Origin of the sequence: Gimesia sp., from assembly GCF_040219335.1 — a bacterium.
Lineage (GTDB): Bacteria > Planctomycetota > Planctomycetia > Planctomycetales > Planctomycetaceae > Gimesia.
This window is the reverse complement of sequence record NZ_JAVJSQ010000019.1, coordinates 519,149-545,026: the sequence shown is the minus strand read 5'-3', so window position 1 is coordinate 545,026 and position 25,878 is coordinate 519,149. Positions and strand designations below refer to the sequence as shown.

Below are 25,878 nucleotides of genomic sequence, written 5' to 3'. Positions count from 1 at the left end.
TGTCAGACTGAAGGCACGACAGTCTGCGTCAGATTCATCTGAGACAATCGATCCAGCCGTTGCGTTAGATTGAATTCATCAGCATATAGTGACTCCAGATCCCAGAGATCCATCAGCACCCGCCCCTGACGTAATTGCAGGCAGTGTTCCAGCACACTTTCAACTGAAGAAAGTTGAGGAATAGAGAACTCGCCTGTGGACTGCAGGCGCTCAAGCATGCCGTTCCCCGGTCGAGTGGGAATGATGGCACAACAATCGACGCCGAGTGAAAACGCATACTCGACAGAGCGAATCGCCCATTCAACACCCTCCGCCTCCTCCAGAAACGGAGGTTTCAGCAGAATGAACGCGCGGACTTCAATAGCGTGCTCTCTCAGGAAAGAAACAGCTCGGGCATAGTCGTCTAATGTCATGCGTTTGTTGAGAGCCGGCAGTACTTCGGGATGAATCGTCTCCAGTCCCAGCGCGATTTCCAGTTGACCGGGGATCTGTTGTTGGAACTCCGGGCAGGCCTGATTGCAGAGCAGGGGATGATTCTCGACGATCACACGTTCAAAGGGCTGAATCAGTTTCGCGATTTCAGGCAGGTCCTCAGGGGGAATCGCTTTGGCGTCGAAGAAATTACCACTGTTGTAAAGCTTGATCTGGCTGGCTGGGGGAAGCCGTTTCAGGGCATAGCGGATCTGCTCAGGAATGGCGCCCGGGGAAACGCGATCATCTGTCGTGTTTTTCCAGAGGTCGCACATCAGGCAGCGAAAAGGACATTCACGGTTCGTCAGGAAGATCGTCGAAATCTCTACCGGATAACCAGCAGCGGACGCCTCTCGTTCATTCAAAAATGCATAGGGGCGGGACTGCGAGAGTTCGTTTTTCGGACCCCGGGCCTGCAGGATCTCCTGATCGTGAAATTGTCGAACAGGCAAACTCATGGTATGCGGCGGCGATCCTCAGAATCAGGAAGGCTGCTGGAACAGCGAAAGCAGCGTCTCACGATAGACGGTCTCTGATTCAGCAAAGACATTTTCATAAGAGTCGCCATTCAGGCTCCCTTCCTGAAAACGCCGTTTCGGATAAACGGGCATGGAGAGTCCGGTGACCTGTTTGATTCCCCGGCAAACGATGTCCCCTTTGAGAGCATACAGTTTACGGGGATCCCAGTCGGTCAGTTCGATAAAGGGAATCCCCTCAGCGACTTCGATTACGTTCGGCAGTGCATAGGGACTGAAACCCTGGAAGCCCAGCGAGCGGGCAGGGGCATACGTGCGGACATGACCGCGACTCTGTCCGCCCGAATAGGTCAATGAGTGCTTGACGGCTTCCACTCCCCAGCCCTCCTGGTAGAGCATCAGGTTATTCAGCACGCTGCGAATCGTCAGTTCCGGATTGGCTTCGATCGGATAGTCCTTCAGGTTTTCATCGCCGCCATCGCCGTCGATGAGGTGCTTCCAGTGGGGATACTGCTCACGAATCTTTTTGCACAGGGCATGCGTCATCATCGCCGCCTGCACGTCCAACTCTTTATAGTCTTCGACAACTTTGATTGTTTCTTTATAGTTCAGCGCATCTACTGGGACCTGCATGATTTCCAGGAACAGGCTCAAATTTAACTGGTCCAGAAATTCGAAAGCCTGTCTGCAGTCACTGCCCTCACCATCAATGGAAAGTGAAAACGCTTTGAGGCGGGACGGGGATTCCCCCCGCGCGATCAATGCGTGATACAGCAGCAGGAAGATCGCACCACTGTCAATTCCTCCCGAGAATAGAACTCCGATTGGCTCCTGCTGAGGAATGGTGTCCAGCCAGCGATGTATTTCCTGCGAGACGGCGCTGATATACGCTTTGCCGATATCATCCAGCTTATTCGACAGTCGGTTTCGCTCGGGAGTAAAGTAGCGTGTTGCCTGTGGATTCGGGTCCGGACAGCCGATCAACTGTAATTCGATCAGATAGTGAGCGGGAACCATCCGTGTGTAGGAGGGATGGAACTGGTTGTCGAGGCCTTCACTCTTGAGGAATTCATAGATCTCATCAATACGTTCGGCGATTACCAGACAGGGGCCTTCCGCCCGTTTAGCCAGGAAGAAACGCATGGGTCTGCCGATGGAGCGTGCCATGCGGACACGTGTTCCCTCCTTGTGGACCAGGGCAAACTGCCCATCGATCTCCCTGATCTGTTCAGGAGAACCACTGCCCACACGTTGCGTGGCTTCTTCAAAAGTCATATTGAAAAGCAGGTTTGCCTCTGGAGCGAGTAAGTTAACAAGTCGCTCCACGTACTCGTGATGAATCATTAAATCTAATCCTGAGATTTAACAGGGCCCGGAAATGAGTGAGACTGCTCCCGTCTGCTGCCTGAATTTTATGATTCCACTAGACAAATGAAAACTCACTCCCGGATAAACCATATTAATTTCGTGAAATTCACATGAGGGTCTGAATCGCCACATCAGCGCAGCGCTGATTCTGGCGTCGATGGTTGATTCATCCCTAAGCCGTTCTGGGGTTGTGGATTGCGCACGTGTCTGGTACTTTTTGAAAAACACATAGGAGAGGTTTTATGAGTACTGGCCGCATGAGCAAATCTGTTTCTCGACGGACTTTCCTGAAGTCCAGCGCTCTGGGTATCTCTGCCGGCTGGGTATCGGGACGGGGGATCAATGCGGGTGCGGGCTTGAAACTGAATCCGGGGCAGAAATCAGTGGTGATGATCTACCTTCCCGGTGGGCCGACCCAGTTTGAAACGTTTGATCCCAAGCCCGAGTCTCCTGTTGAGATCAGGGGCTCCTTTCTCCCGACCCAGACCAAAGTACCGGGAGTTCAGTTCTGTGAACTCCTGCCTCGCCTCTCCTCAATTGCTGATCGTTTTTCTGTGATCCGGACTCTGGTTGGCATGGAAAACCGGCATGAATCGTTTCAGTGCTACACCGGTCGCGCTGGGGGGAGAACAGAAGATGGTGAGCCTGCAGGCGGCTGGCCAGCCTTTGGTTCGGTGATCTCTCAACTGCTGGGCCCCGGCGCAAACGGGATGATTCCCTATGTCGATGCGGCTCCGAAAATGAGCTATGGACCGTATAACAATAACGGGAGTCATCTGCAGGGGAATCCTTCCTGGCCTGGATTCACCGGCTTCAAACACATTCCGTTTACGCTGGAAGGGGAAGTGAAATCAGACCTGGTGCTGCATGGGATCGACCTGACACGCTTGAACCAGCGGAAATCCCTGTTGCAGTCTGTGAAGCGCAGTCAGCAGCAGATCGACGGAGAAGGTTTGGACAATTTTCAGAATCAGGCTTTTGAAATGTTGACCTCCGGTCGCTTTGCTGAAGCCATGGATCTTGAGCGGGAACCACAGTCAGTCCGCGAGCGTTACGGTGCCTTGCAGAAAACCGATCCCAGCTTTGGTGGCGCACCACAGAGTCCACAGCATCTGTTACTGGCGCGTCGACTGGTCGAGGCCGGTGTCCGCTGCGTGACCGTCGCTTTTGGTGCCTGGGACTGGCATGCCAACCGCGAAGGTTCTATTGAATACCTGTCGAAGAAATACCTGCCGCTGTTTGATCAGTCACTGGCGGTCTTCCTGCAGGACCTGGATGAACGTGGTTTGCTGGAACAGACGACGGTCATCGTCTGGGGAGAATTCGGGCGGACTCCCCGTATCAACGCCAAAGGGGGCCGCGACCACTGGCCCGGGACACAGTCCGTTCTCATGGCGGGAGGTGGAATTCAGGGAGGCCGTATCATCGGGCAAACCGATCGGGTGGGAGGTGTTCCCGCAGACCGTCCGGTGCATGTTCAGGAGATCTTTGCGACCCTCTATCGGAATGTGGGCGTTGATCTGGCGACGGCCCAGATTACCGATCTCTCGGGACGCCCTCGTTATCTGGTTGACGACAATCGATTTCCGATTCCGGAACTGTATTGATAACAGATGCGACTGAGTTCTGTATACAATTCAGTCGGCCTGTTTCCCTTCCTGGTCTGGTTCTAACAGGATATCTAAGTATTCTATTTTAAGTCACTTAGCGAATCCTGGTGATCGCTCAAGATCGGAAGCACTGTGAATCTGAACCGTTGACCTTTCAGTAAATTAGAATATACTGGTTCCCTGACTGAGGTTCATGATCTCGCGCCCAAATCAATTATCACCCGCCCTCAGTGCGCTCAAAAGAAGATCAGCGATTTTTCGACATTTCTTCATTTTACCAGAAGCAAATTCAATATGTTAAATAGCGATGTATCCTGGGATAAACCACCCAGGTCTCTCAAAGTCGGTACGCAAGATTCCAGCGAACAGTTTCGGCAGGCATTGGGCCTCGATCACGAGGGCAACGCCACCTGCAATGAGGATCGCGATGAAATTCTTCGGTATCTGAATCTGCAACTCATCGCCAACGGTTATCCTGCTGCCCTGACAGACGCGGATCGCAACTTTGCAGATATTGCGCAGGGACTACTGGAAAATCATCGACAGAAAAATCGCCTGCTGGTCAATCAACGCTGTCCGGTCGATCAGCGCATTGAGAACTTTCTACAGTCACATTTCAGCGATGTACCGGAAGGAGCCGAGCTGAAGCTTCCTGCGCGTACGCTGATTCTGGATCGTTTCGGTCTCGCACGGGAATTGTCGATTCCCATTGAAGGCGATGAATACCATAGCGACCTGGTGCAGTCGTACCGGGTCAAGAACGGCGTGCTGCATAATCCCAAACATGACCGACGCACAACGGTAGGGACGTTTCATGTGACCGAGGGGGGCTTACCGGTACCTGGGGATAAACGGTCCGTTCCGCGGGAAACTTTCGTCAAAATGTTTCAGCATGCAATGAATCCCCCGGACGATCTGAAACTGTTCCCGTTTACTTCCGAGCAGGCAGAGCCGGCTTCGGGCTGGGCATCGCTGCTGCTGCGTCCGATTGTCTGCCCTGAGGTCAAAGGTGTCACCCCTGAAAAACGGATGGAAGTCCGGTTCTTTGCTCCCGGGACACTGGTCAGCAATCTGGATTTTGTGGAATCAATCTTCGGAAACGCCGGCGATCCGTTCGTCCCCATCAACGACTCGGGACTGGATGTGATGCACTGGACCGGACATACCGGTGCCGTGATTCTTGCTCCGCATCTGATTACACTCACCAAGAAAGAGCTCGGTCTGCCTCACTGGGACGAAGCTACTGAGCGACAGCAGCGCGACAGTATGTGCTGGAAAACCGAAGACGAATTCTACAATGACGGCATGGCGTTTAAACTGACCTGCCGTACCGAAGAAGGCGTGATCGTAACTCTGATTGCAGATAACTATTTTGGTTACTGTAAGAAAGAGGTCAAAACACAGATCAGCTACTCGGCCAATCTGTTCGGGAATGCTGAGGAAGAACACGCGGGCGGAACCATGGCGTATCCCAGCTACAACCTGGGTGAAGGCTTCCAGGTTAACAGCGTACGCTACAATGGTCGCACTTTTGACGATGTCATCCAGGATTACGGCGATCATATCGAAGGACAGCCTGAGGGATACGGCATTGACAGTGTCTATCCGGAACTGGTCTACATCCCGGAAGATGCCTACGCCAGTCTGCCGGAACAGTGCATTCGCTGGACCCGGGGAGGAAAAGAACATTCCATTCCGCTGCTGCCCGGTCAGGTCTATATGGCGCCATCCGGCTATCACCTGCGGATGGAAAAGCACCCTGCGGCTCCCTCCTGGAGAATCGTGGGAACCACCGGGGAAGGGATCTTCTGTCACAAACCGTGTACGGTGTCCGGCGGTGGAAAAAGTGAAATCAGTAAATCGATTCAGGATTACATGCTCTATGGTCCCGTGTTTGTCTCTAATTACGAGAAAGACATGGAAGCCGTTCGCGAAATCATTGAGAAGGATTATTCTGATCGCTGGCTCGAGCCACTACCGGAAGGACATCCTGATTTGAAGCCGAGCCGGGGCATCCTCGATCTGAATCGCTCTCTGGGAAGTGTGATCAAACTGCTCACTCCTTCGCCAGCTTATACTCCCGAATTCAACGAGTGGCTGAATTCCATTCCCGATCATATTCTGGCTTTGGTCTTCATCATCAAGCGAATTTACTGGTCCAGTTGGGGAGAAGACTGGGACAACCACTTCGGCGTGGACATTGTCAACGGCTCTCACGGTCATGAACTGAAATACCGCGAGCGAAAACTGGTCGGAACTTATCTGCGCGTCGGTCTGTTTTCGCTGACAGGCTGGCGGACATTCAAGGTACGCCAGGACTTTATCGCATCTCTCAAAATTCAGACGGAAGACGATATCAGTGCTTCGGTCATTGTACCGTCACGCGATCTACCTTATCTGGCGGAAGGGGAGAACAGCGAGAGCTGCAAGTTTGTGATCAACAGTGAATACCGACTGTTCCAGCGGCCCGACGACGCGATTGTGCGTGGTCTCGACAAACAGACCGAACTGGATCTCAGCAAGCCAGGGAATTTCATCTCCAACTTCGAACCGCTGAGTATCGACCAGGTTCGTGAGATGAGCAAGTACGTCGTCGATTTTGACGCGTTCAGCCCGCCCATGCAGGACATGTTGCGTTCCGCGGAAGAATCCAACAGCAGTTACGTCGTCTGTTCGGCCAATCCGCGACAGATCGATGGTAAGCCGACCAAAAACCCACGGTATCTGCAGACGCGTCCCGACCTGGTCAAACCGTTCAATACCTACGTGGCCAAAATGGCAACACGCCTCTTCCGCGCGATCCCGGCAGATCAGCCGGTACATAACCCGGTAAATGCGGTCATGGTCGGTCGCCGGAATAATCCTCCGGAAAAAGAGAAGGGCATTCGCAGTCTGGCCGTTTACTCGCCCATTCATTATCAGGAACTTCCTGAACTGTTCATGGACTTTGTCTGCTCTCTGACCGGAAAGAGTCCTTCCACAACCGGAGCAGGTAGTGAAGGGGCATTAACCAAGGGGCCGTTCAATGCACTGCGTCCTTCCGCAGACCTCAACAGTGCCCTGGTGGGCTACATCCTGACGGGCTATTCCGGCTTCTCTACGGCAGCAGGTCACATCGGTCCCAATGTGCGGGTCGACCATGACATCAGTCTGCTTATTCCGGAAATCTGGTGTCGCATGTCACCAGAAGAACGTTCGCCTGAATTCCTCATTCGGGAAGGACTGCTGGAACCGATTAAAGACTTTGAACATGAAGGTGTGCAGATCCCTGCCAGCCGGCTTGGCTACCGCATTACTTACAAGTTCCTGCTCCGCTTCTTTGGTCGTGTCTTTGACAACCCTGCCTCCGTATTTGATGAAACGATTCTCAAACCGGAAAAGCAGGATCTGGAATCCTTCGTCGATGGTATCCAGCACATCGCCGAAGCCCAGCAGCGTGTGGCTCTGCAGTACTTCGAAGATGGTGGCTACGAAGAGGCCTGTCCTCCGTTGCAGGCGATTCTGTCAATCATGGCGCACGGCAACTGGCAGGGGCATACCATCCATGATAAGGAAGTCCGCGATCTGTTTACCCGGGAGAACCTGCTGCAGAGCGACTGGTACCAGGAGCGACTGGCCGCGCGCCAGGAGCGGGAATCTGACTTGCTCAAACGGCACTTGGAATACCTGGATCAGTTCAGCGTGCAGCCTGGTTACGACCGGGAACTCGTGCGTTTGCAGATCCCTGAACGGCGTAAGTGGGTCGAGGAGCAACTGGCTCACGTCAGTTCCCCTGCTTACCTCGAAGAGCTGAAAGGTACGATTGGTGCCGAGCCGACAAAAGATTTAAAAGGGACCGCGAAATAAGCCGCGGGCCTGCTGTATTTCTTTTGTACTGATCTGTTAGAATGCCGGCTGTCATTGCGCACCCTGAACCCCTGATTTTGTGTCAATGAGGTGCGGGGTGTCGTAATTTACAGCGTATTCCGGCGATGGATGCTGCCGGAAACCGCGATCTCTCACGTCGCATTCCCAACATCAGTGAAAAGTACAGGTTTTTAGAAGTATGTCCGACCGTGCCGCTCGTATCGAAGCCCTTTATGCCGCTGTCCAGCAACGAATTCTGATTCTGGACGGGGCGATGGGGACGATGATCCAGAACCATAAGCTCAAGGAAGCCGATTATCGGGGCAAACGGTTTGCTGATTACCACATGGATATCGCGGGAAACAACGACCTGCTCTCGTTGACTCAGCCGGACATCATCCGTGAAATCCACCGTGAATACCTTGAGGCCGGCGCGGACATCATTGAGGCCAATACATTTAACGCGACCCGTCTCTCGCAGAGCGACTACGAGATGGAGGAACTGGTCTACGAGCTGAACTATGAATCAGCGAAACTGGCCCGCGAAGTGGCTGACGAATTCACAGCCGCCAATCCGGAGAAACCACGCTGGGTCGCGGGTATTCTGGGACCCACCAGCCGCACCTGTTCGATTTCTCCCGATGTGAACGATCCAGGCGCCCGCAATGTCACCTACGATGAACTGGTCGAGAACTACCTTGAATCAATCGATGGGCTGGTCAAAGGGGGCACCGACCTGCTCCTCATCGAGACCATCTTCGATACACTGAATGCGAAAGCCGCCGTCTTTGCCGTTCACACTTACTTCGAGCGGGAAAACATTGAACTCCCCATCATGATTTCCGGGACAATCACGGATGCCTCAGGACGGACATTATCGGGGCAGACGACCGAAGCCTTCTGGAACTCGCTGGCACATGCCCGCCCGTTCTCGATCGGTCTGAACTGTGCGCTGGGAGCACAGGAGCTCAGGCAGTACGTGAAAGAGCTGTCGCGCGTCGCGGATACTTACGTTTCAGCGCACCCCAATGCCGGTTTGCCGAATGAATTCGGTGAGTACGATCAGAGCGCCTCCGAGATGGCTGCCATTGTCGACGAATTCGCTACCAGCGGCTTCCTGAACATTCTCGGTGGTTGTTGTGGTACGACGCCGGCTCACATCAAAGCCATTGCGCAGGCGATGGAAGGTAAACCGCCTCGCAAGATTCCCGAAATCGAACCTGCACTCCGGCTTTCCGGACTGGAGCCGTTGAACATCACCAAAGAGAGTCTGTTCACAAATGTGGGCGAACGCTGCAACGTCACCGGTTCGGCCCGGTTCAAGCGACTGATCAAGGAGTCTGATTACGATACGGCTTTGGAAGTCGCTCTGCAGCAGGTTCAGAACGGCGCTGACATCATGGATGTCAACATGGACGAAGGCATGCTTGATGCCGTGGCTGCGATGACCTCCTTTCTGAATCTGGTCGCGACCGAACCGGAAATCGCCCGGGTTCCCGTCATGGTCGACTCTTCCAAGTGGGAAGTCATCGAAGCCGGTCTGAAATGCATTCAGGGTAAACCGATTGTCAACTCGATCAGCCTCAAAGAAGGGGAAGCAGAGTTTCTGGACAAGGCGCGCCTCTGTCAGCGCTACGGGGCCGCCGTGGTTATCATGGCCTTCGACGAAGACGGGCAGGCCGATACAAAACAGCGTAAGATTGAAATCTGCGAACGCTCGTATCGCCTGTTGTTGGACAAGCTCGATTTCGCACCGCAAGACATCATTTTCGACCCGAATATCTTCGCCGTGGCCACCGGGATCGATGAGCACAATAACTACGCCGTCGACTTCATCGAAGCGACCGACTGGATTCATAAAAACCTGCCTCACGTGAGTATCTCCGGAGGTGTTTCCAACGTTTCATTCTCTTTCCGGGGAAATAACCCGGTTCGTGAAGCCATTCACTCGGTCTTTCTCTATCACGCCATTCAGGTCGGCATGAATATGGGGATCGTGAATGCCAGCCAGCTGGCCGTTTACGACGATCTGCCCGCGGAGCTCAAGGAGAAGGTTGAGGATGTGATCCTGAACCGGAATTCCAACGCCACCGAGGCCCTGCTGGAAATCGCCGAAAAATACCGTGGTGATGGGAAAACAGGGGGGACATCCACTGAAGACCTTACCTGGCGCGAACTGCCCGTGACCGAGCGCATCGCGCATGCACTGGTGAAGGGGATCTCGACCTACATCATCGAAGATTCCGAAGAAGCCCGTCAGCAGTTGCCCCGTCCGCTGGATGTCATCGAAGGTCCGCTGATGGATGGCATGAATGTCGTCGGCGATCTCTTCGGGGCAGGGAAGATGTTTCTCCCGCAGGTGGTGAAATCGGCCCGTGTGATGAAGCAGGCCGTCGCCTATCTGCAGCCTTACATCGAAGAGGAAAAAACGGAATCCAGTAAGACCAACGGTCGCATCCTGATGGCAACCGTGAAGGGGGACGTCCACGATATCGGCAAGAATATCGTCGGCGTGGTACTGCAGTGCAATAACTTCGAAGTCATCGATCTCGGCGTGATGGTCCCCTGTGAAAAAATTCTGCAGACGGCCCGTGAAAAAGAGTGTGACATCATCGGCCTGTCCGGCCTGATTACTCCGTCTCTCGACGAAATGGTCACCGTGGCCTGTGAAATGGAACGTCTGGAGATGGATCTCCCCCTGCTGATCGGTGGTGCCACCACGTCCAAGGCACATACCGCGGTCAAGATTGAACCGCAGTACAAACGCAATCAGGTGGTCTACGTGCCTGACGCTTCCCGGGCCGTCGGTGTCGCCAGTTCGCTTCTCTCGGATGAACATCACGCCAAGTATGTCAAAGGGATTAAAGAGGAGTATGCTGTGGTTCGCGAGCGGGTCGCCAATCGTAAACCGCAGGGCGCACCCGTCCCTTATGCGGAAGCCGTTAAACAGGGCCTCCAGATCGACTGGGATAACTACATGCCACCCACCCCCGGCTTTACAGGCACTCAGGTGCTCGACAATTACCCGCTGGAAGATCTGGTGAAATACATCGACTGGACTCCTTTCTTCATCAGCTGGGATCTGGTCGGCAAGTATCCGCGGATTCTGGAAGACGAAATCATCGGCGAAGCTGCCCGCGACCTGTTTAAGAACGCACAGGCGATGCTGCAGAAGATTATCGACGAAAAACTGCTCACCGCGCGCGCCGTTATCGGCTTCTGGCCCGCCAACCGCGTCAACGGCGATGACATCGAAGTCTACGATAACACCGACCGCGAGCACACGGTTGCCCGCCTGCATCACATCCGCCAGCAGATCCGCAAGCGGGGACAGGAAGAAGCACCGCTGATGTCGCTCGCGGACTTCGTCGCCCCGAAAGAGAGTGGGAAAATCGACTATATCGGCGGCTTCGTCGTCACCGCCGGTATCGGGGCCGAAGAAATCGCCCGGAAGTATCAGGAAGACCACGATGACTACAACAGCATCATGGTCAAGGCCCTCGCTGACCGTCTGGCAGAAGCGTTTGCAGAGCATCTGCACGAACGGGTCCGCAAAGAGTTCTGGGGTTATGCCGCTTCAGAAACGCTCGACAATGAAGCGTTGATCAAGGAGCAGTACACGGGGATCCGTCCCGCTCCCGGCTATCCGGCCTGTCCCGATCATACCGAAAAGGACACGCTGTTCAAGATGCTCAATGCCACACCTGAAATCGGCGTGAGCCTCACAGATCACTTCGCGATGAGCCCGGCTGCCGCGGTTTCGGGCTGGTATCTCTCTTATCCGGAATCACGCTATTTCCATGTCGGCAAGATCGACAGGGACCAGCTGGAATCGCTGGCCGAACGGAAGCAGATGTCTCACGACGAACTCTCCCGCTGGCTGCGTCCCGTCCTCTTGGATGAGAACGGAAACTGATCACGCTTTGCGAATCGTCACGCCGCGTGGATGCTGCTGATTCGGTTCCCAGAGCTTGATTTCAATCTCGTCTGACCGCTGTTCTTCGTACTGCAGAATTCGGCTGAACACAAACCAGAAATCGGAGAGTCGATTCAGGTACTGACACACAGCCGGGTTCACGGGCTCTTCGATTTCCCAGACTTTGAGCTCCGCTTCTCGGACCATGGTGCGGATATCATGCGAGATCAACACCCGCAGGCTTCCCTGTGGCAGAATAAATGAATCCAGCGGTTCCAGAATCGGCGTCAGTTCTCCGATCAGCGCGGTGATTTCTTCTACCTTCGCCTGTGGAAAGCGGCCTGCGGTCTCGCCCTCCTTGAACGGAGTGCTCAAATCCGAACCCAGATCATACATCTCCTGTTGAAATGAGTGTGCCAGTTCAGTCAGGTTCAGCTGACACGTCACATCTTCCGCCAATGGAAGATGCAGCACATCCTGGTCGCAGGCGAAAATGAAATAACCCAGTTTAACAGCAATCTGTTCCACCACCGCCAGTGCCTGGATCCGCTTCGATGTCTTGGGCACCCGCGAGCCATCGTTGATATACGTTTCTCCCGCGTCCCCCGTTTTGGTGACGATCATATTCAGGTGCACTTTACCGCGTGCCGCCATGGTAGTAATCCTTAATTTCTGTTGATGGTCTTGGGAAAAACACGCTCCAGCGTACTGATTTTCTGGGAAGATCATAGCCCGTTTTAGTCGGAACAGAGAGTCAGAACAGCTTGAAAACAGGGTTTTCACCTCAGGATCACCAAAACAGAATTGAAAAAACCGTTACAGCAGGAATCAATGTTCCTCATCCCGCCTGCATCCCGTCTCGGGGCGATAAATGTGACTTTACAAGCAGACTTACACAATATATACTTCGACCGAAGCCCATGCCTTACAGCTATTTCGGGCTTCTGGAGAGGTGGCAGAGTGGCCGAATGCACCGGTCTTGAAAACCGGCGTGCCGCAAGGTACCGAGGGTTCGAATCCCTCCCTCTCCGCTTTGCATCTGAATCTTTAAAACGCTGAATCGCTTTCGCCGGTTCAGCGTTTTTTGTTGCGCTCCGCTGCAGCATTTTCTGTTCCCGATTCCGGTGCCGCTCCTGACCAGATCCGACTTCATTATTATCAGCACTGATCTTCACCTGAATTCACTGCACAAACCGAACTTGATCCGCACCTGGCGGAATCATATCTTGTGAAATTGTGCTTCGCGCGCGAGGCGAGCGATGCGTGCACCGGAACAGCGACCACAGCCGCGCCAGGTTCACCTGAATCCACGTCGAATTTTCCCGCTTTTCACCGGAACAACAGGCATTGGTTCCCTCTGTCTCGTAAGATTTCAAATCATTTCGCAGCACACTCAACGTATTTCGTCGCATACTCACACCCCTTTCACTGCACATTCAGAAGATTTCATCCCTGCATCGCACTTGACACCCCGGCGCCACTGAGCATGATGTCCCTGAACGATGTCGGTGTTCGCTTGCAGGAATCCAGGTCATCTCCGGAGACAGGGAAATCACAGGATGAATCTCACAAAACACGATCATACCAGAATGCCAGCAGACCGCGCAGCTGAACAATCGACAGAGAAGTATCCCTAGGGTATCAGTGAGAGTGTGTAGATTGAATTCCAGTTACTTTAATCCGCAGCTGTCCCGACAGTCTGACGCATCAGTCAGCCACCAGGGAGAACTGATTCCCTGAGTGGACCCGAATCTGATTCTCCACCCGCTCCACCTCCGGCTCGTTGACGGCAATTTTCAGAATCAACTGTAGTTCATACCAGGAAGAGAGCTCTCCCTGCAGGATCAGCGTCGAACCCATTGATTCACAGCGAATCTGTCTCAACTGTGGATAGCCCAGTTGATGAATTGTATGTTTAATGCGGTGAGTGAGGCCTTCTTCAGGCAGTATCGCTTCCTGCAGTTTCAGCATGGGGTAGTCCTGAGTCATAGTGAGGGTAAAAGTGGTAGCCAATCAGATTGGTGAGACCATCCCTCTTAGCACGAATTGTGCCAGATCGTGACAGGCATTGAGACTTTACTTCAACCACAAGTACCGACCAGATCAGAAGCTCGGTATTTCATGTGTGAAATTAATCGGGCTCCCAGTGCAATCCCTCAGGTTGTCGTTTGATCGCCCCGTTCAGCAGGTCGTTCAGCGATCAATCGGACAGTGAAGGTGACACCCAATCGCGCAACCTGGTCGCTCTGCACCCAATGTCAGTCACACTGTCATCAGGGGAGAGCCTCGGTAATGAAATTGAAGTCATTCTGATTGACGGATCGGAGCCTTCCAGCAGGTCCAACGACGCCACAGATCAGGTATCATTGATTTGTTGGTCAGGAAATATCATTCTCTCCGGCTTTGGTATATGAAATGCGGATAATAAATACTACGTACCAATGCAATTAGGATCTCCAGCCGTGCCTTGAACGGTGGGCCGTCCAGTTGCATTAGACGCTTCTCTGACAATAACAGTCGCTTATATGAAAAAGGTCCGATGACAATGCTCTCACGTCGTTTCCAGTTAACAGCCTATCCCGATGGAGAACCCACGCTCGACAATTTCGAACTGGTCGAAACCGAACTCAGCGATCCTGGAGAAAATGAATTCCTCGTCCAAAACGAATGGCTCTCCGTCGATCCCTACATGCGGGGACGCATGCGGGAAGGGGACAGCTATGTCGCACCTTTTCAGATCGGGGCGCCGATGGAAGGGGCCTGTGTCGGGAAAGTCATCGCTTCAAAGCATGGGGAGTTTTCCGCAGGCGATTATGTGTTAGGCAACCAGGGTTGGCGGGATACTTGGATTTCGGATGGCACAGGCGTGACGAAAGTCGATCCCCAAGCAGCACCATTGTCGGCTTATCTGAGCATCATGGGAATGACAGGTATGACCGCTTATGTGGGGACACTGAAGATCGGCGGACTCCAGCCCGGAGATCGTGTGTTTGTCTCCGCTGCCTCGGGTGCCGTCGGTTCGATCGTCTGTCAGATCGCGAAAATCAAGGGCTGTTATGTCGTGGGAAGTGCCGGTTCACAGGCCAAGATCGACTGGCTTAAAGACAAAGCCGGTATCGATGCCGCATTCAATTACCGGGAAGTTGACGATGTTTCCGCGGCGTTGCAGCAACACGCACCGGAAGGCATTGATCTCTATTTCGACAATGTGGGCGGCGATCACCTGCAGGCAGCCCTGGATAATATGAATGACCATGGCCGCATTGTCTGCTGTGGAATGATCTCAACCTATAACGACAAAACACCACAGCCCGGCCCGGCGAACCTGTTTAAAATCATTACCAAACGGCTCCGCATGCAGGGTTTTCTCGTGTTTGATCACATTGACATGCAGGCCGAGTTCCAGCAGCAGATGGGAGAATGGGTTAAAGCCGGCAAAGTTCACTGGGAAGAGACCGTGACTACGGGACTCGAAAACACCCCCGCCGCGTTTCTCGATCTGTTTCAGGGGAACAAGATGGGAAAAGCGGTCGTGCAGGTGAATCCATGACTGACGCTCCACGCTCAGAACAGGCATTGACAGTGACCGACTGCGGTGCGACCATGCAGTCGGAGACAGTCGTCACCGCCCACGATAGACAGGGAGGCGCTCTCACTCTGGATTCAGGATAATGAACGCTGCAACCGATTTACAATCTGATGGCCTCGAAGAGGCGAAGAAAGCCCCCGGGCAGATCCTGCAGGCCGAACTCGTCGAAGCCATGGATGCACTGACGCGATCCTCACTCCGTCTGTTTCTGTCGGGGCTCTCCGCGGGACTGGATATCGGCTTCAGTCTGTTTCTGGTGGCCGTCGTGCAAACCCTGGGGCAGGGGAGTCTCTCTGAACCAGTGCTCAAAATTCTGGTCGGCATGATGTATTCATTCGGTTTCATCCTGGTCGTCGTAGGACGTTCGGAACTGTTTACCGAGCAGACCAGCCTCGCGATTCTCCCACTGCTTTCCCGCCAGGCATCTTTCAAAATGGTGATCCGGCTGTGGGGAATTGTCTATCTCGCCAACCTCATCGGGGCGATGCTGTTTGCCGTGCTGGTTGTCATCATCGGGCCAGCCCTGGGCGTGATTGATGTCAAAGTCTTTGGCGAGTTAAGCCGTTCAATCGTCGACCATCCCGGCTGGGTGATCCTGTTAAGTGGCATGCTCGCCGGCTGGCTGATGGGCTTATTGTCCTGGCTGGTCTATGCCGGTCGTGATACGATCAGCCAGATTCTGATCGTCTTTCTGATCACGTCAGTCATTGGTCTGGGACACTTGCATCACTGTATTGTCGGCAGTGTCGAAGTGCTGGCGGGAGTCTTCGCCGATCCCGGTACGACTCTGGCGGATTATGGTCACTTTCTGCTCTGGACCACTGCCGGAAATGCCTTGGGCGGCGTGATCTTTGTCTCCCTGCTCAAATACGGCCACGCCCACGCCAGTCAGTACGAGCGCAAATCAAAATACTAGTTCGTACCGATTTGCACACAGTCTGGGGACCCGGATTTCAGGCACGCTGTCTGCAGTCCTGACAAATCAGCTGCAGGGCGTTAACCCCGGTTTTAGTTTCAAAAAAAGAAACTGACAACTGCGATTGGATTACGTTATGCTGGTACTCATATCAATCCAGTTCAGGCCTCCTCAAGGGAGAGCGTTCTGTTCTATTGAGGTCTCGCCGAACCAGGATCGAAGAAATGGACTCAATACTGTTGAAACAGGTTAGCTAATGAATGCGTCCTACGACGATATCGAACTGGTTTTACGAGAGGCGAATAACTTCTGATGTCAGCCTCAAATGTAGATCAACATCTCTGTTTTTATCAGCTGTCATATAGTGAGAAGCGAATGCTGGAGTCGTTAGATCCCGGTATTCAGCAGGGATTGATCGAAGCCTGAAACAGGTCGTATCATAATGTTGCCACCAGAATTAGATTCGACGTATCGTTTACTGAAACGCGCTTTCCCCAACGGGATTGACGAAGGCGATCTGGTCTCATTGTTTGCCCTGTTGTATCAGGAAGGCGAGATGTCAATTCGAACGATAACTCAAGTCGCAGCGGAATGGCAGAACCGGCCGGCCGTTGATTTTCTTCCCCTGGTCGATCGGGCAATGTCCGTCGATCTGGCATCAGATAACACAGCACACAGGCTGCGTGAGATTCTGAATCAATCCGGATACCAGGAGTGGTTGTCAGAAGAGTACTGATCTTCTGGTTCTGGCTCAAGTGGGAAGCGGCAACTTACTAATTCTATGAGTTGATTGACCCTGCCTGGAAAGATCCGTGGGGTAATACCGCTGCGGACTGCTGGGATACCGGGCAACGGAACATCATCGAAACCATAATTGATTTACTGGATGATCAACGCGATTAGTGCAATGGATGAGTTCGGGGGGAAACGATTACAGGCAGGAGCGTTTATAATGCTGGATTTTTACCTGATTGCTGATGCAGACGAACCGTCGGAATTTCCGGAGGAAACGGCACTGGGGGCTCTGTCTCTCCAGGAATGGAAGTCACTTGCTGCGCTGTGGACGATTTTAGAAGAGCAGGGGATCAGTCTGCCCTTCTTCGAAGATTCGCACCTCGATACTTTTGAGGTAGAACGTACTTTGAAACTGATCCAGGAATCACTTCCCGCTCTTGTACCAGGATTCGAGATTCCGAACTTTAATAGCAGCTTGCCTGTCTTTGCGCTGGAGCGGATGTTCCGCGATGCTTTGAATCAGGGAGCAGGAATCATGGTTTTCTGCGATTAGGTGTCACCCATCGACCCATGATGGTATGTTGGAACTGAGTAAGAATAACGGTGGTAGAGTTGTAGATAGTTGGTGAGTCGGATGTAATCATTTTGGGAGATAGAGAACGAATCGAAACAAGCTGAAAGTGAATGAAACTCGAATTATCGTGAAGTACAACACAGAGCAGTTATGAGCACGCGCGAGAATGAAATCAAGCTCAACCAGATACGCCAGGGAGTCATTCCTGACGCCGAGGGCCAGGCGTGGTTCGCTGCTCTGGAGGCGGCAGAGCAAAAGTCCGTTCTCTATCTGTTGAATTTTATCTGCCAGCAGGCGGGACCTACAACAGCAGACGTCTTACCAGCCATTGAACATGCTGGCCTGAAATCGATTTATACACCTTGTGTCATGTTACAGCGTAGTAAACTGCGGGAAGCCAGCGCGAAGGCACTTCAGCTTCCATCAAACGAGTATCTGAAGCTCTTTCGTTTGATGATCGCTTTATTCAAAATTGCGGATCAGCGTCGCCGGGTATTCTGTTATGCGCAGTGTCGGCACTGGTGGCACCAGGATCTCTCCAGTGAAGAGGTCTTACAGTCGATCAGAAAACCACCCTAAGGAAGCCAACTCGAACGGGGGAAGAGGACCCGGTAGGTCAATTGAAATGCAAGCCACGATTTATTTAGTGATTCCGGAAGACACGCCGGAGATAAACCTCATGCTTGAGTCTCTACCGGAACCCTGGCGCCGTCAGGAAGATACGGAACAGCAGGGGGGCTGGCACTATTGGGATTTCTGGTACTACTGGAATCCACAGATGAGGGAAGAAGTTCATTCCTGGCGGGATTGCGTTTACTATCCCTCAGAATTCCCGGACCCCGATTTGGCGGCAGGGGTGATCACTCCCGACAGGCAGTTTCATGATCTCTACACCGCCTCCAGACAGAAACCGGAACGCGTCGGCTGGCACGAACTGCTGGACTCGCAGGAAAACCACATTCTGGTTGTGATTCGTATCCATTGTTGATCGAGCATTTCGCGGCTATCTCAGGCTGATTGAGCCGAAATCAAAATGTTGGCTGTGTTCGATATCTCTTTACAAAAAATCCCACGGTTGCCGGCCGCAAAAGTACGTCTAATTCTTTTCCAGATCACCTCTTGACTAAATACTAGAGTCTTAGTAAAAAACGCCGCAGTGAACTACTAAAGCCTTCGGAGTTCCCGGCAGGCAGCCTCTATCACGTCAAAAAACGAAACCAGACACATCACGGAGCAGGAATACGATCATGGAACTTAAGAATCATTTTGAGACGAGTGGGCAATGGCTGTTTCGCTGGCGGAGCTACCTGCCCGCAGTTCTGCTGCTCCCGCTGATCTTCGCGGCGTCCAACTTCGAACGCCCCTGGGGCAGGCACGACGTTCAGGAATTCTGGGAACTCTTCTGCATCGCAGTCACACTGCTGGGACTGACAGTCCGCGTGCTGGTGGCCGGTTTTGTCCCCGGCGGAACGTCCGGACGTAACACAAAGAAACAGGTGGCCGACAGTCTGAATACCACGGGCATTTATTCCGTCTGCCGACATCCCCTCTACCTGGGGAACTTTCTGGTCGCCCTTGGCTGGGCCATGTTTTACCACGATGGCTGGCTGATCGCCGTGTTCTGTATGGCCTTCTGGCTGTATTACGAACGGATCATGATGACCGAAGAATCCTTCCTGCGTGAAAAATTCGGCGATGTATTCCGCACCTGGGCCGCGCAGACGCCGGCCTTCATTCCCCAGCTCCACAAATGGAAGAAGCCGGAACTCCGGTTCTCGGTCCGTACGATGATCCGCCGCGAGTATCTGACCTTTGTGGGAGCGATGCTCGTCTTTGTCACCCTCGAACTGCTGGAGCACTGGCACGTCGAAGGGCAGGTTGCACTGGAATCTTTCTGGCCCTGGCTGTTAGCATTAACGGGTATGACGTTCCTGGCAGTTCGCCTGCTCCATAAGTGCACCCGCTGTCTGGCCGAAAAGGGCCGTTAATCAGTTCGAAGCAGGATCTTCGCACGCTTACATCACAGGAGACGTAATTTGTATGAAGCCATTTCAAGGACTGGCCATGCAGCTTAGATTCAGTAGTGCTGCCCGCAATCGGGCATTTTCAAAAGCGATGAGACGGATTCGCCCTGACTTCCTGCCTTTACTGGAAGCATTTCAGGCGGTGAAGTTAGAGCATCCGATTCATGAGTCGATCCTGGTCATCATTACCGACGACCGGCCCGCGCAGTATTTTGAGGAAATCGAAAACAGTGACGGCTACTTTCAGGTACTGGCCGGCTGCACTCTGCGCGGCGGTGATGAGGAACTTGTAGCAGATGTCTTCGAAATCCTGCGCAACACCACCCGACTCTGTCCCTTCGCCACACCAGACCAGGCAGCATTCGAAGCCCTCTTCCAGCGCATGCGGCCTCTGATTGTGAACCACTGAGAATGGCTTCTGTATCGCTGGATCTGGCCGTTATACCTGGCCGGATTCCGTTCAACCGTTGCCCTTACTGAAATCCCACACACGCACCGGGCGGTTTGTCTTTGCCGAACGAAATTCTATCAGTCCAATCACCAGAGCTCCCTCAGAGACCGGCAGGTACAAACGAAAAATGCCACTCATGCCTTCCACAGGCAGCGTGACTTCCACTTCCTGCCAGTTCGGACTGGCCTTGCATGCGAATTCCACGGTTTGACCTGACTTTGGGAAGCCCTCCTGCGCAGCTGTCTTCCAGACGACCTTTCCAGTCCCACCTTGCGGACTTTTAACACGTAACTTGAGTGTCACCGGTCCACGATGTTTGACCTGGGCTGTTCCCAGGAACGGAGACCGGCCGTCGGCTACCAACCGGGCGCCCCCATCGACCAGTGTCAGTTTGGAAAACTTCGGAACCAGCCCGTGCAGGGGACCTCGCTGAGGAGCCCCTTCCCGGGAACGGGGGTTGTAAGACGGGTTGGGCTGTGGATACAGCGCGCCGGTCTCTTTGACGAACTCATCAATCAGTGCATCGAGTGCTTTGACTTTCTCGGGATGCGTCGCCGCCAGATTCTGTGTCTCACCGATGTCCGCTTTCAGATTATATAGTTCGCGGACTTCGGGATATTTCGGGTGGGGCTCAAACCGGCGGATCAGCTTCCAGTCTCCCTGGCGGACCGACACCGCTGGGATCAGATGTGGAAACCAGGTGAACCAGGCGGTCCGCTGCATCTCGCCCGTCTGCTCCAGTACGGGCAGGATCGACTCGCCATCGATGATCTGCTCAGGATTCCGTTTCACTTTCACGGCATCCAGAATCGTGGGGTACACGTCGATCGGTCCGACAATTGCGTCGCTGGTACTCCCCGGTTGAATGTGCCCCGGCCAGCGGACCATCAGGGGCACCCGCTGTCCCCCTTCATAGATCCGGCCTTTCCCTTCCCGCAGAGGGGCGTTATTCGTCGGCGGTTCACCACCCGCCCACTTGCGATAGCTCTTGATCGTTGCATACTTGGGGTGCTTTTCATTGATCTTCTGAATCTTGGGATCTTCGCTGCTCCAGCTGTGCGCGTTTCCGCCATTATCCGAATAGAAGATGAGCAGAGTGTTCTCAGACAGCTTGAGCTGGTCCAGCTTGTCCAGAATCCGTCCCAGACTCTCATCCACGTTACGCAGCATCGAAGCCATCACCGGATTCTTCTGCTCACCGCGTGGATCTTTCTTTTTCGCGAACTCAGCCGTATAGGCTTCTTTATGCTGCCACGGCCCATGTACCGAGTAATGCCAGAGATTCAAATAGAACGGCTCATCCTGGTGGGCGTCGATGAACTTCAGCGCTTCATCAGTCAGTCGGTCGGTTATGTGTTCCCCCTCGGGCCCGTCGGTAATATTCCCCACATGATGTCGACCCGTGGGCTTACCATCCGGGAATACACCATACGGCGAAAAATAGCTGGGCGGCCCCGGATCAGGAGCACAATGCCAGACGGTTTCAAATCCCTGTTTGTCCGGGCGGTGCGCCGCCGTGAGCCCCAGATGCCATTTTCCGAAGTGCCCCGTCCGATAACCGGCGTCCCGCAGCGCCTCTGCCAGCGTATATTGTTCCAGATCGAGGTAATTCTTGCTGATCGGCATCCGTAGCTTCTGATTCGGCTTCGCCGTCTTGGGTAGATATTCAAAATCGGCAGGACGCGGCGGCTGATGGCCGCTGGCACTGGTGATCCCGTGCCGGGACGAATACTGTCCCGTTAGAATTGACGCCCGCGTCGGCGAACAAAGGGGAACCGCGTAGGCATTCGTAAACCGCATTGACTGCTGAGACAGTCGCGTCATGTTTGGCGTTTCATAGAACTTAGAACCATAAGGCTCGCTGTCCATCCAGCCCATGTCATCCACCAGGAACAGCACGACATTCGGACGCTGCTCAGCAGCAGACACAGAGGGCAGGCCAGTTACGACCAGCAACAACAGCACGGACAGAAAACGAACCATGGGAGACCTTTCCAGTGAGCACAAGACAACAGGCCAGCTTCGACGTGATGAGTCCTCAATTCTACCAATCCACACCGGCAGAAACGAGGACTTTAGAAAGAATCTTAAGTCTCCGGACAGGACCGGTCCTCAGTCGATTCCGTCCACTCATCGAATCGTGTATGCTTTCTTTATCAACAGCGACGCGACTGGCGCCGCGGAGCGTTAACCTGCGGAACAAAACATGGCACTACTCTATTCGGATCCCATCTTTCTCAAACATGAAACAGGCGGTCTCCCGGAAAATCCGGCGCGGATCGTGCCTGCTGTCCGCCGGGCGACTCAGGTTGCACTTCACGCACATTGTCGTCAGCGATCCTTCAGCGAGGTCAGTGAGGCACGACTCGAACGCGTACACTCGGATCACTATGTGAAGTATGTGCGAAATTTCTGTGAACAGGGGGGCGGTTTTATCAGCCCCGATACCACCGTCTGCCCCGCATCCTGGGAGGTCGCCCGCATGGCCGCTGGTGCCGCCTGCGATGCCGTCGAGCAGGTGCTCAAGGGACACTCCGACCGGGCTTTCTGTCTGATTCGTCCCCCCGGACATCACGCATCACGCGAGCAGGCTATGGGGTTTTGCCTCTTTAATAACGTGGCCATCGCGGCGCGGCTGGCCATCGACGAGTTCGGACTGGAACGGGTCATGATCATCGACTGGGACGTGCATCACGGCGATGGCACCCAGGAACTCTTCTGGGAAGACGGGCAGGTCGGTTTCCTGTCCGTGCATCGGTCTTCGTTCTGTGTGAAGTCAGGCTTTGCAGACGAAACCGGCGCGGGAGCCGGACTTGGAACGACCGTCAACCTTCCGTTAGAATATGGTATCTCGCGCGAAGAATATCTCAGCCAGTTCACCGCTGCCGCAGAACAGCTGGCTGAAAAAATCAGACCTCAGTTAATTCTGATCAGTGCGGGATTCGATGCACACAAGGATGACCCGGTGGGATCACTGGGGCTGGAAAGCGAAGACTTCGCGCGACTGACCCGGGTGGTGCTCGATCTGGCCGACGTTCATGCAGAACAGCGTGTCGTCAGCCTGCTCGAAGGGGGCTACAATCCCCAGGCACTGGCAGAGTGTATTGAACATCATCTTCTGGAGCTGGTCTCAAACTGAAGCCGCAGTCAAAAGGAGCACGACAAAGGCCCAACCATGCCCATTCGCAATCTCGATAAAATCTTTCATCCCCGTTCAGTTTCCGTTATCGGCGCGAGTCAACGACCGCTGAGTGTCGGACATACCGTCTTTCATAATCTGCTGGCAGGCGGTTTCGAGGGACCCGTTTATCCCGTCAATCCCAAGCATGAGCGGCTGGGGGACCACACCTGTTACACCCAGGTCGCCGACCTCCCGGGCAAAGTCGACCTGGCGGTGATCTGTACCCCCGCAGTCACGATTCCCGACCTCATCGACCAGTGTGGCCAGGCCGGCATTCGGGGGATTGTCATTCTTTCCGCCGGTTTCCGGGAGACCGGACCCGAAGGGAAAGAACTGGAACTCGAAGTCCGCAGACGGGCGCACCAGTACTCCGGCATGCGGATTATCGGTCCGAACTGCCTGGGCATCATGGCACCTTATACGAAACTGAATGCCAGCTTCGCCACCGACATGCCGCTGGCTGGAAATGTGGCCTTCATCTCGCAGTCCGGGGCGCTTTGCACCTCCATTCTCGACTGGTCGCTGCAGGAACGCATTGGTTTCTCGCACTTCGTCTCCGTCGGCAATACGCTGGATGTCGGCATGGCCGACCTGATCGATTATTTCGCCCTCGATCCTCATACGAGTTCCATCATTCTGTATGTGGAATCCATTACCCAGGCGCGACTCTTCATGTCGGCTGCCCGTGCCTTTACCCAGAAAAAACCGATCATCGCCTATAAAGCAGGCCGCTTCACCGCTTCCGCGAAAGCAGCGACTTCGCATACCGGCGCGATGGCAGGCGTTGACGCCGTATACGAAGCTGCCTTCGCACGGGCCGGCATCGTCCGCGTCTTCGATCTCGATGATCTGTTCGACTGCGCGGAACTGCTGGCGCGACACAAGCCTCCCAAGGGGGATCGACTGGCCATCGTTACCAATGCCGGCGGTCCCGGCGTGATGGCAACCGATGCTCTGCTGGAACGCAAAGGCGTCATGGCCGAGATCTCGCAGGAGACGATTGAACAACTCAACGAATTCCTCCCCGTTGCCTGGTCGCACGGTAATCCGCTGGATGTCATTGGAGACGCGACCCCGGAACGGTTCGGCAGAACGGTCGAGATCGTCCTCAAAGATCCCCAGGTGGATGGCGTGCTGGTCGCACTCTCGCCCCAGGCGATGACCGATCCCACCGGTGCCGCCGAAGCCGTTATCGCAGCGGCCCGGACCTCTCCCAAACCGGTGCTCACTGCCTGGATGGGGGGCGGAAAGGTCCAGGAAGGGATCGCGCGTTTGAATCAGGCCGGAATACCTACCTACACCACACCCGAGCAGGCAGTGCGGGCTTTCATGTATCTGGTCACCTACGCCCGCAACCTGCAGTTTCTGAATGAAACCCCCCGGGCCGTGCCCATGAATCTCACCCTGGACCGGGCCCGTCTGCAGGAACTCGCCCAGGTCGCCCTCCAGCAGGGAAAATCCACGCTTTCGGAACGCATGTCCAAACAGCTACTCGAAGCGTACGGCATCCCTGTCAGCCAGACGGTCGTTGCCTGTTCCCCGGAGGAAGCCGCCGCCCGCGCAGATGAACTTGGGTATCCGGTGGTGCTCAAAATCTACTCGGATGATATCACTCATAAATCCGATGTCGGCGGCGTAGAACTTGGGATCGCCAGTCATCAGAAAGTGCACGAAGCTTACGCGCGGATGATGCAGCGCGTCGCAGAACGGCGGCCCGAAGCGCACGTTCAGGGAGTCACCGTACAACCGATGTACGCCGAAGCCGAAGGCCACGAACTGATCGTCGGTGCCAAGCGGGATCCGGTCTTCGGCGTCGTTCTGCTGATCGGTGCAGGGGGGACCACCGCCGAACTTTACCAGGATCGTTCCCTCGAATTGCCGCCCCTCAATGAACGGCTGGCCCGCAGAGCCTTGGAATCACTGCGTTCCTGGCCCCTGTTGAATGGCTATCGGGGTCACGCTCCCGTCGACATGGACCGACTGATCGAAGTTCTGATTCGTCTCTCTTACTTCGTCGCCGATTTTCCCGAGATCCTCGAACTGGATGTCAATCCGCTGCTGGTCTCTCCTGATCAGGTCGTCGCCCTCGATGCCCGCATCATTGTCGATCTGGAAACGCAACCAGGCACCAGTCGTCCTTATTCGCATCTGGCGATTCGTCCTTATCCCGAAGAGTTCAGCAGAACTGTCACCCTTAAAGACGGTACCCAGGTGCTGCTCCGACCAATTAAGCCTGAAGACGAAGATATGTGGCACGGGCTGCTCAACAGCTGCTCGCCCGAAACAATTCGTTCCCGCTTCCGTTATTCGTTTCATGGAACAACACACGATATGGCGGCCCGCTTCTGCTTTATCGACTATGACCGCGAGATCGCCATCGTGGCGGAACTCGAAGTAGAAGGCGAATCTCGAATCCTCGGAGTGGGGCGTCTCATTGCCGACGCCGACCATCAGGAAGCCGAGTATGCGGTACTCGTCAGCGACGAATGGCACGGGCAGGGTCTCGGCTCAATACTGACCGATTACTGTCTCGAAGTCTGTTGCCGCTGGGGCATCAAACGGGTTGTCGCGGAAACAGCAGCTGATAACCGCCGCATGCTGAATGTCTTTCAGAAGCGGGACTTTGCCCGCAATCATTCGGCAGAAACGGAAACGGTCTCACTCGTGAAAGAGATCACTAAGAACACAGGCTCTTAAATAGCGCTTGGCTGCGTTCAAGCA

At 54.3% G+C, this 25,878-nt stretch carries 18 protein-coding genes, 1 tRNA gene and 1 pseudogene; 15 read left to right on the top strand and 5 right to left on the bottom strand.

Translation table 11 applies throughout. The annotated features are described in order from the left end of the window. Window positions 1-2 precede the first annotated feature (2 nt). Window positions 3-929, bottom strand: coding sequence for an archaeosine biosynthesis radical SAM protein RaSEA (locus RID21_RS17185; protein WP_350190912.1), 927 nt, complete (start codon window positions 927-929; stop codon window positions 3-5). A gap of 24 nt (window positions 930-953) precedes the next feature. After that, window positions 954-2,291, bottom strand: a complete 1,338-nt coding sequence (locus RID21_RS17180) for an asparagine synthase-related protein (RefSeq protein ID WP_350190910.1) — start codon at window positions 2,289-2,291, stop codon at window positions 954-956. Window positions 2,292-2,557: 266 nt separating this feature from the next. Between RID21_RS17180 and RID21_RS17175 the strand changes: the two genes are divergently transcribed. The 3 genes from RID21_RS17175 (at window position 2,558) to metH (ending at window position 11,687) form a co-directional block, all read left to right on the top strand. Next, window positions 2,558-3,922 carry a DUF1501 domain-containing protein gene (locus RID21_RS17175; RefSeq protein WP_350190908.1) on the top strand — a complete coding sequence of 455 codons (1,365 nt, stop codon included), beginning with the start codon at window positions 2,558-2,560 and terminating at the stop codon, window positions 3,920-3,922. 297 nt (window positions 3,923-4,219) lie between these two features. Continuing rightward, window positions 4,220-7,771, top strand: coding sequence for a PPi-type phosphoenolpyruvate carboxykinase family protein (locus RID21_RS17170; protein ID WP_350190906.1), 3,552 nt, complete (start codon window positions 4,220-4,222; stop codon window positions 7,769-7,771). Between the two features lie 199 nt (window positions 7,772-7,970). Further along, window positions 7,971-11,687, top strand: coding sequence for a methionine synthase (gene metH / locus RID21_RS17165; protein WP_350190904.1), 3,717 nt, complete (start codon window positions 7,971-7,973; stop codon window positions 11,685-11,687). Here the strand turns inward: metH and RID21_RS17160 are convergent, their stop codons facing one another. Beyond that, window positions 11,688-12,341, bottom strand: coding sequence for an ATP:cob(I)alamin adenosyltransferase (locus RID21_RS17160; RefSeq protein WP_350190902.1), 654 nt, complete (start codon window positions 12,339-12,341; stop codon window positions 11,688-11,690). Window positions 12,342-12,633: 292 nt separating this feature from the next. On the opposite strand from RID21_RS17160, the gene RID21_RS17155 reads away from it, so the two are divergent. Further along, a tRNA-Ser gene (locus tag RID21_RS17155) sits at window positions 12,634-12,718 on the top strand. Between the two features lie 676 nt (window positions 12,719-13,394). Here the strand turns inward: RID21_RS17155 and RID21_RS17150 are convergent. Continuing rightward, window positions 13,395-13,658, bottom strand: coding sequence for a BON domain-containing protein (locus RID21_RS17150; protein WP_350190900.1), 264 nt, complete (start codon window positions 13,656-13,658; stop codon window positions 13,395-13,397). A gap of 574 nt (window positions 13,659-14,232) precedes the next feature. Between RID21_RS17150 and RID21_RS17145 the strand changes: the two genes are divergently transcribed. From RID21_RS17145 to RID21_RS17105, 9 genes and pseudogenes are all read left to right on the top strand, one after another. Further along, a complete protein-coding gene (locus RID21_RS17145) occupies window positions 14,233-15,237 on the top strand; it encodes an NADP-dependent oxidoreductase (RefSeq protein ID WP_350190898.1) in 1,005 nt (334 codons plus the stop codon). Then, complete coding sequence (locus RID21_RS17140) at window positions 15,234-15,359, top strand: hypothetical protein (RefSeq protein WP_350190896.1); 126 nt, start codon at window positions 15,234-15,236, stop codon at window positions 15,357-15,359. The genes RID21_RS17145 and RID21_RS17140 overlap by 4 nt, the downstream gene beginning before the upstream one ends. Beyond that, window positions 15,359-16,192 carry a formate/nitrite transporter family protein gene (locus RID21_RS17135; RefSeq protein WP_350190894.1) on the top strand — a complete coding sequence of 278 codons (834 nt, stop codon included), beginning with the start codon at window positions 15,359-15,361 and terminating at the stop codon, window positions 16,190-16,192. The genes RID21_RS17140 and RID21_RS17135 overlap by 1 nt, the downstream gene beginning before the upstream one ends. 442 nt (window positions 16,193-16,634) lie before the next feature. Continuing rightward, on the top strand, window positions 16,635-16,928 hold the full coding sequence (locus tag RID21_RS17130; protein ID WP_350190892.1) for a hypothetical protein: 294 nt from the start codon (window positions 16,635-16,637) through the stop codon (window positions 16,926-16,928). 216 nt (window positions 16,929-17,144) lie between these two features. Beyond that, a complete protein-coding gene (locus tag RID21_RS17125; protein WP_350190890.1) occupies window positions 17,145-17,480 on the top strand; it encodes a hypothetical protein in 336 nt (111 codons plus the stop codon). A gap of 171 nt (window positions 17,481-17,651) precedes the next feature. Beyond that, the gene (locus RID21_RS17120; protein ID WP_350190888.1) at window positions 17,652-18,080 is read left to right on the top strand and encodes a DUF5958 family protein; all 429 of its coding nucleotides are present in this window, start codon (window positions 17,652-17,654) and stop codon (window positions 18,078-18,080) included. Between the two features lie 100 nt (window positions 18,081-18,180). Continuing rightward, window positions 18,181-18,489, top strand: a complete 309-nt coding sequence (locus RID21_RS17115; RefSeq protein WP_350190886.1) for a hypothetical protein — start codon at window positions 18,181-18,183, stop codon at window positions 18,487-18,489. Between the two features lie 253 nt (window positions 18,490-18,742). Beyond that, window positions 18,743-19,489, top strand: a pseudogene (locus tag RID21_RS17110) (methyltransferase family protein); the annotation flags it as partial. A 52-nt stretch (window positions 19,490-19,541) separates the two neighbouring features. Then, window positions 19,542-19,934 carry a hypothetical protein gene (locus RID21_RS17105; RefSeq protein WP_350190884.1) on the top strand — a complete coding sequence of 131 codons (393 nt, stop codon included), beginning with the start codon at window positions 19,542-19,544 and terminating at the stop codon, window positions 19,932-19,934. A 51-nt stretch (window positions 19,935-19,985) separates the two neighbouring features. Here the strand turns inward: RID21_RS17105 and RID21_RS17100 are convergent, their stop codons facing one another. Continuing rightward, entirely contained in the window at window positions 19,986-21,959 is a 1,974-nt protein-coding gene (locus tag RID21_RS17100) for a sulfatase (RefSeq protein ID WP_350190882.1), read from the bottom strand. A gap of 223 nt (window positions 21,960-22,182) precedes the next feature. Here RID21_RS17100 and RID21_RS17095 point away from each other — a divergent pair, with 223 nt between their 5' ends. Continuing rightward, the gene (locus RID21_RS17095) at window positions 22,183-23,115 is read left to right on the top strand and encodes a histone deacetylase family protein (RefSeq protein ID WP_350190880.1); all 933 of its coding nucleotides are present in this window, start codon (window positions 22,183-22,185) and stop codon (window positions 23,113-23,115) included. Between the two features lie 36 nt (window positions 23,116-23,151). Further along, window positions 23,152-25,854 carry a bifunctional acetate--CoA ligase family protein/GNAT family N-acetyltransferase gene (locus RID21_RS17090; protein ID WP_350190878.1) on the top strand — a complete coding sequence of 901 codons (2,703 nt, stop codon included), beginning with the start codon at window positions 23,152-23,154 and terminating at the stop codon, window positions 25,852-25,854. Window positions 25,855-25,878: the final 24 nt, after the last annotated feature.

Excerpts from the sequence above, each read along its gene's own strand:
- RID21_RS17185 (WP_350190912.1), bottom strand. The coding sequence starts at position 929 with ATGAGTTTGCCTGTTCGACAATTTCACGATCAGGAGATCCTGCAGGCC.
- RID21_RS17180 (WP_350190910.1), bottom strand. The coding sequence starts at position 2,291 with ATGATTCATCACGAGTACGTGGAGCGACTTGTTAACTTACTCGCTCCA.
- RID21_RS17175 (WP_350190908.1), top strand. The coding sequence starts at position 2,558 with ATGAGTACTGGCCGCATGAGCAAATCTGTTTCTCGACGGACTTTCCTG.
- RID21_RS17170 (WP_350190906.1), top strand. The coding sequence starts at position 4,220 with ATGTTAAATAGCGATGTATCCTGGGATAAACCACCCAGGTCTCTCAAA.
- metH (WP_350190904.1), top strand. The coding sequence starts at position 7,971 with ATGTCCGACCGTGCCGCTCGTATCGAAGCCCTTTATGCCGCTGTCCAG.
- RID21_RS17160 (WP_350190902.1), bottom strand. The coding sequence starts at position 12,341 with ATGGCGGCACGCGGTAAAGTGCACCTGAATATGATCGTCACCAAAACG.
- RID21_RS17150 (WP_350190900.1), bottom strand. The coding sequence starts at position 13,658 with ATGCTGAAACTGCAGGAAGCGATACTGCCTGAAGAAGGCCTCACTCAC.
- RID21_RS17145 (WP_350190898.1), top strand. The coding sequence starts at position 14,233 with ATGCTCTCACGTCGTTTCCAGTTAACAGCCTATCCCGATGGAGAACCC.
- RID21_RS17140 (WP_350190896.1), top strand. The coding sequence starts at position 15,234 with ATGACTGACGCTCCACGCTCAGAACAGGCATTGACAGTGACCGACTGC.
- RID21_RS17135 (WP_350190894.1), top strand. The coding sequence starts at position 15,359 with ATGAACGCTGCAACCGATTTACAATCTGATGGCCTCGAAGAGGCGAAG.
- RID21_RS17130 (WP_350190892.1), top strand. The coding sequence starts at position 16,635 with ATGTTGCCACCAGAATTAGATTCGACGTATCGTTTACTGAAACGCGCT.
- RID21_RS17125 (WP_350190890.1), top strand. The coding sequence starts at position 17,145 with ATGCTGGATTTTTACCTGATTGCTGATGCAGACGAACCGTCGGAATTT.
- RID21_RS17120 (WP_350190888.1), top strand. The coding sequence starts at position 17,652 with ATGAGCACGCGCGAGAATGAAATCAAGCTCAACCAGATACGCCAGGGA.
- RID21_RS17115 (WP_350190886.1), top strand. The coding sequence starts at position 18,181 with ATGCTTGAGTCTCTACCGGAACCCTGGCGCCGTCAGGAAGATACGGAA.
- RID21_RS17105 (WP_350190884.1), top strand. The coding sequence starts at position 19,542 with ATGAAGCCATTTCAAGGACTGGCCATGCAGCTTAGATTCAGTAGTGCT.
- RID21_RS17100 (WP_350190882.1), bottom strand. The coding sequence starts at position 21,959 with ATGGTTCGTTTTCTGTCCGTGCTGTTGTTGCTGGTCGTAACTGGCCTG.
- RID21_RS17095 (WP_350190880.1), top strand. The coding sequence starts at position 22,183 with ATGGCACTACTCTATTCGGATCCCATCTTTCTCAAACATGAAACAGGC.
- RID21_RS17090 (WP_350190878.1), top strand. The coding sequence starts at position 23,152 with ATGCCCATTCGCAATCTCGATAAAATCTTTCATCCCCGTTCAGTTTCC.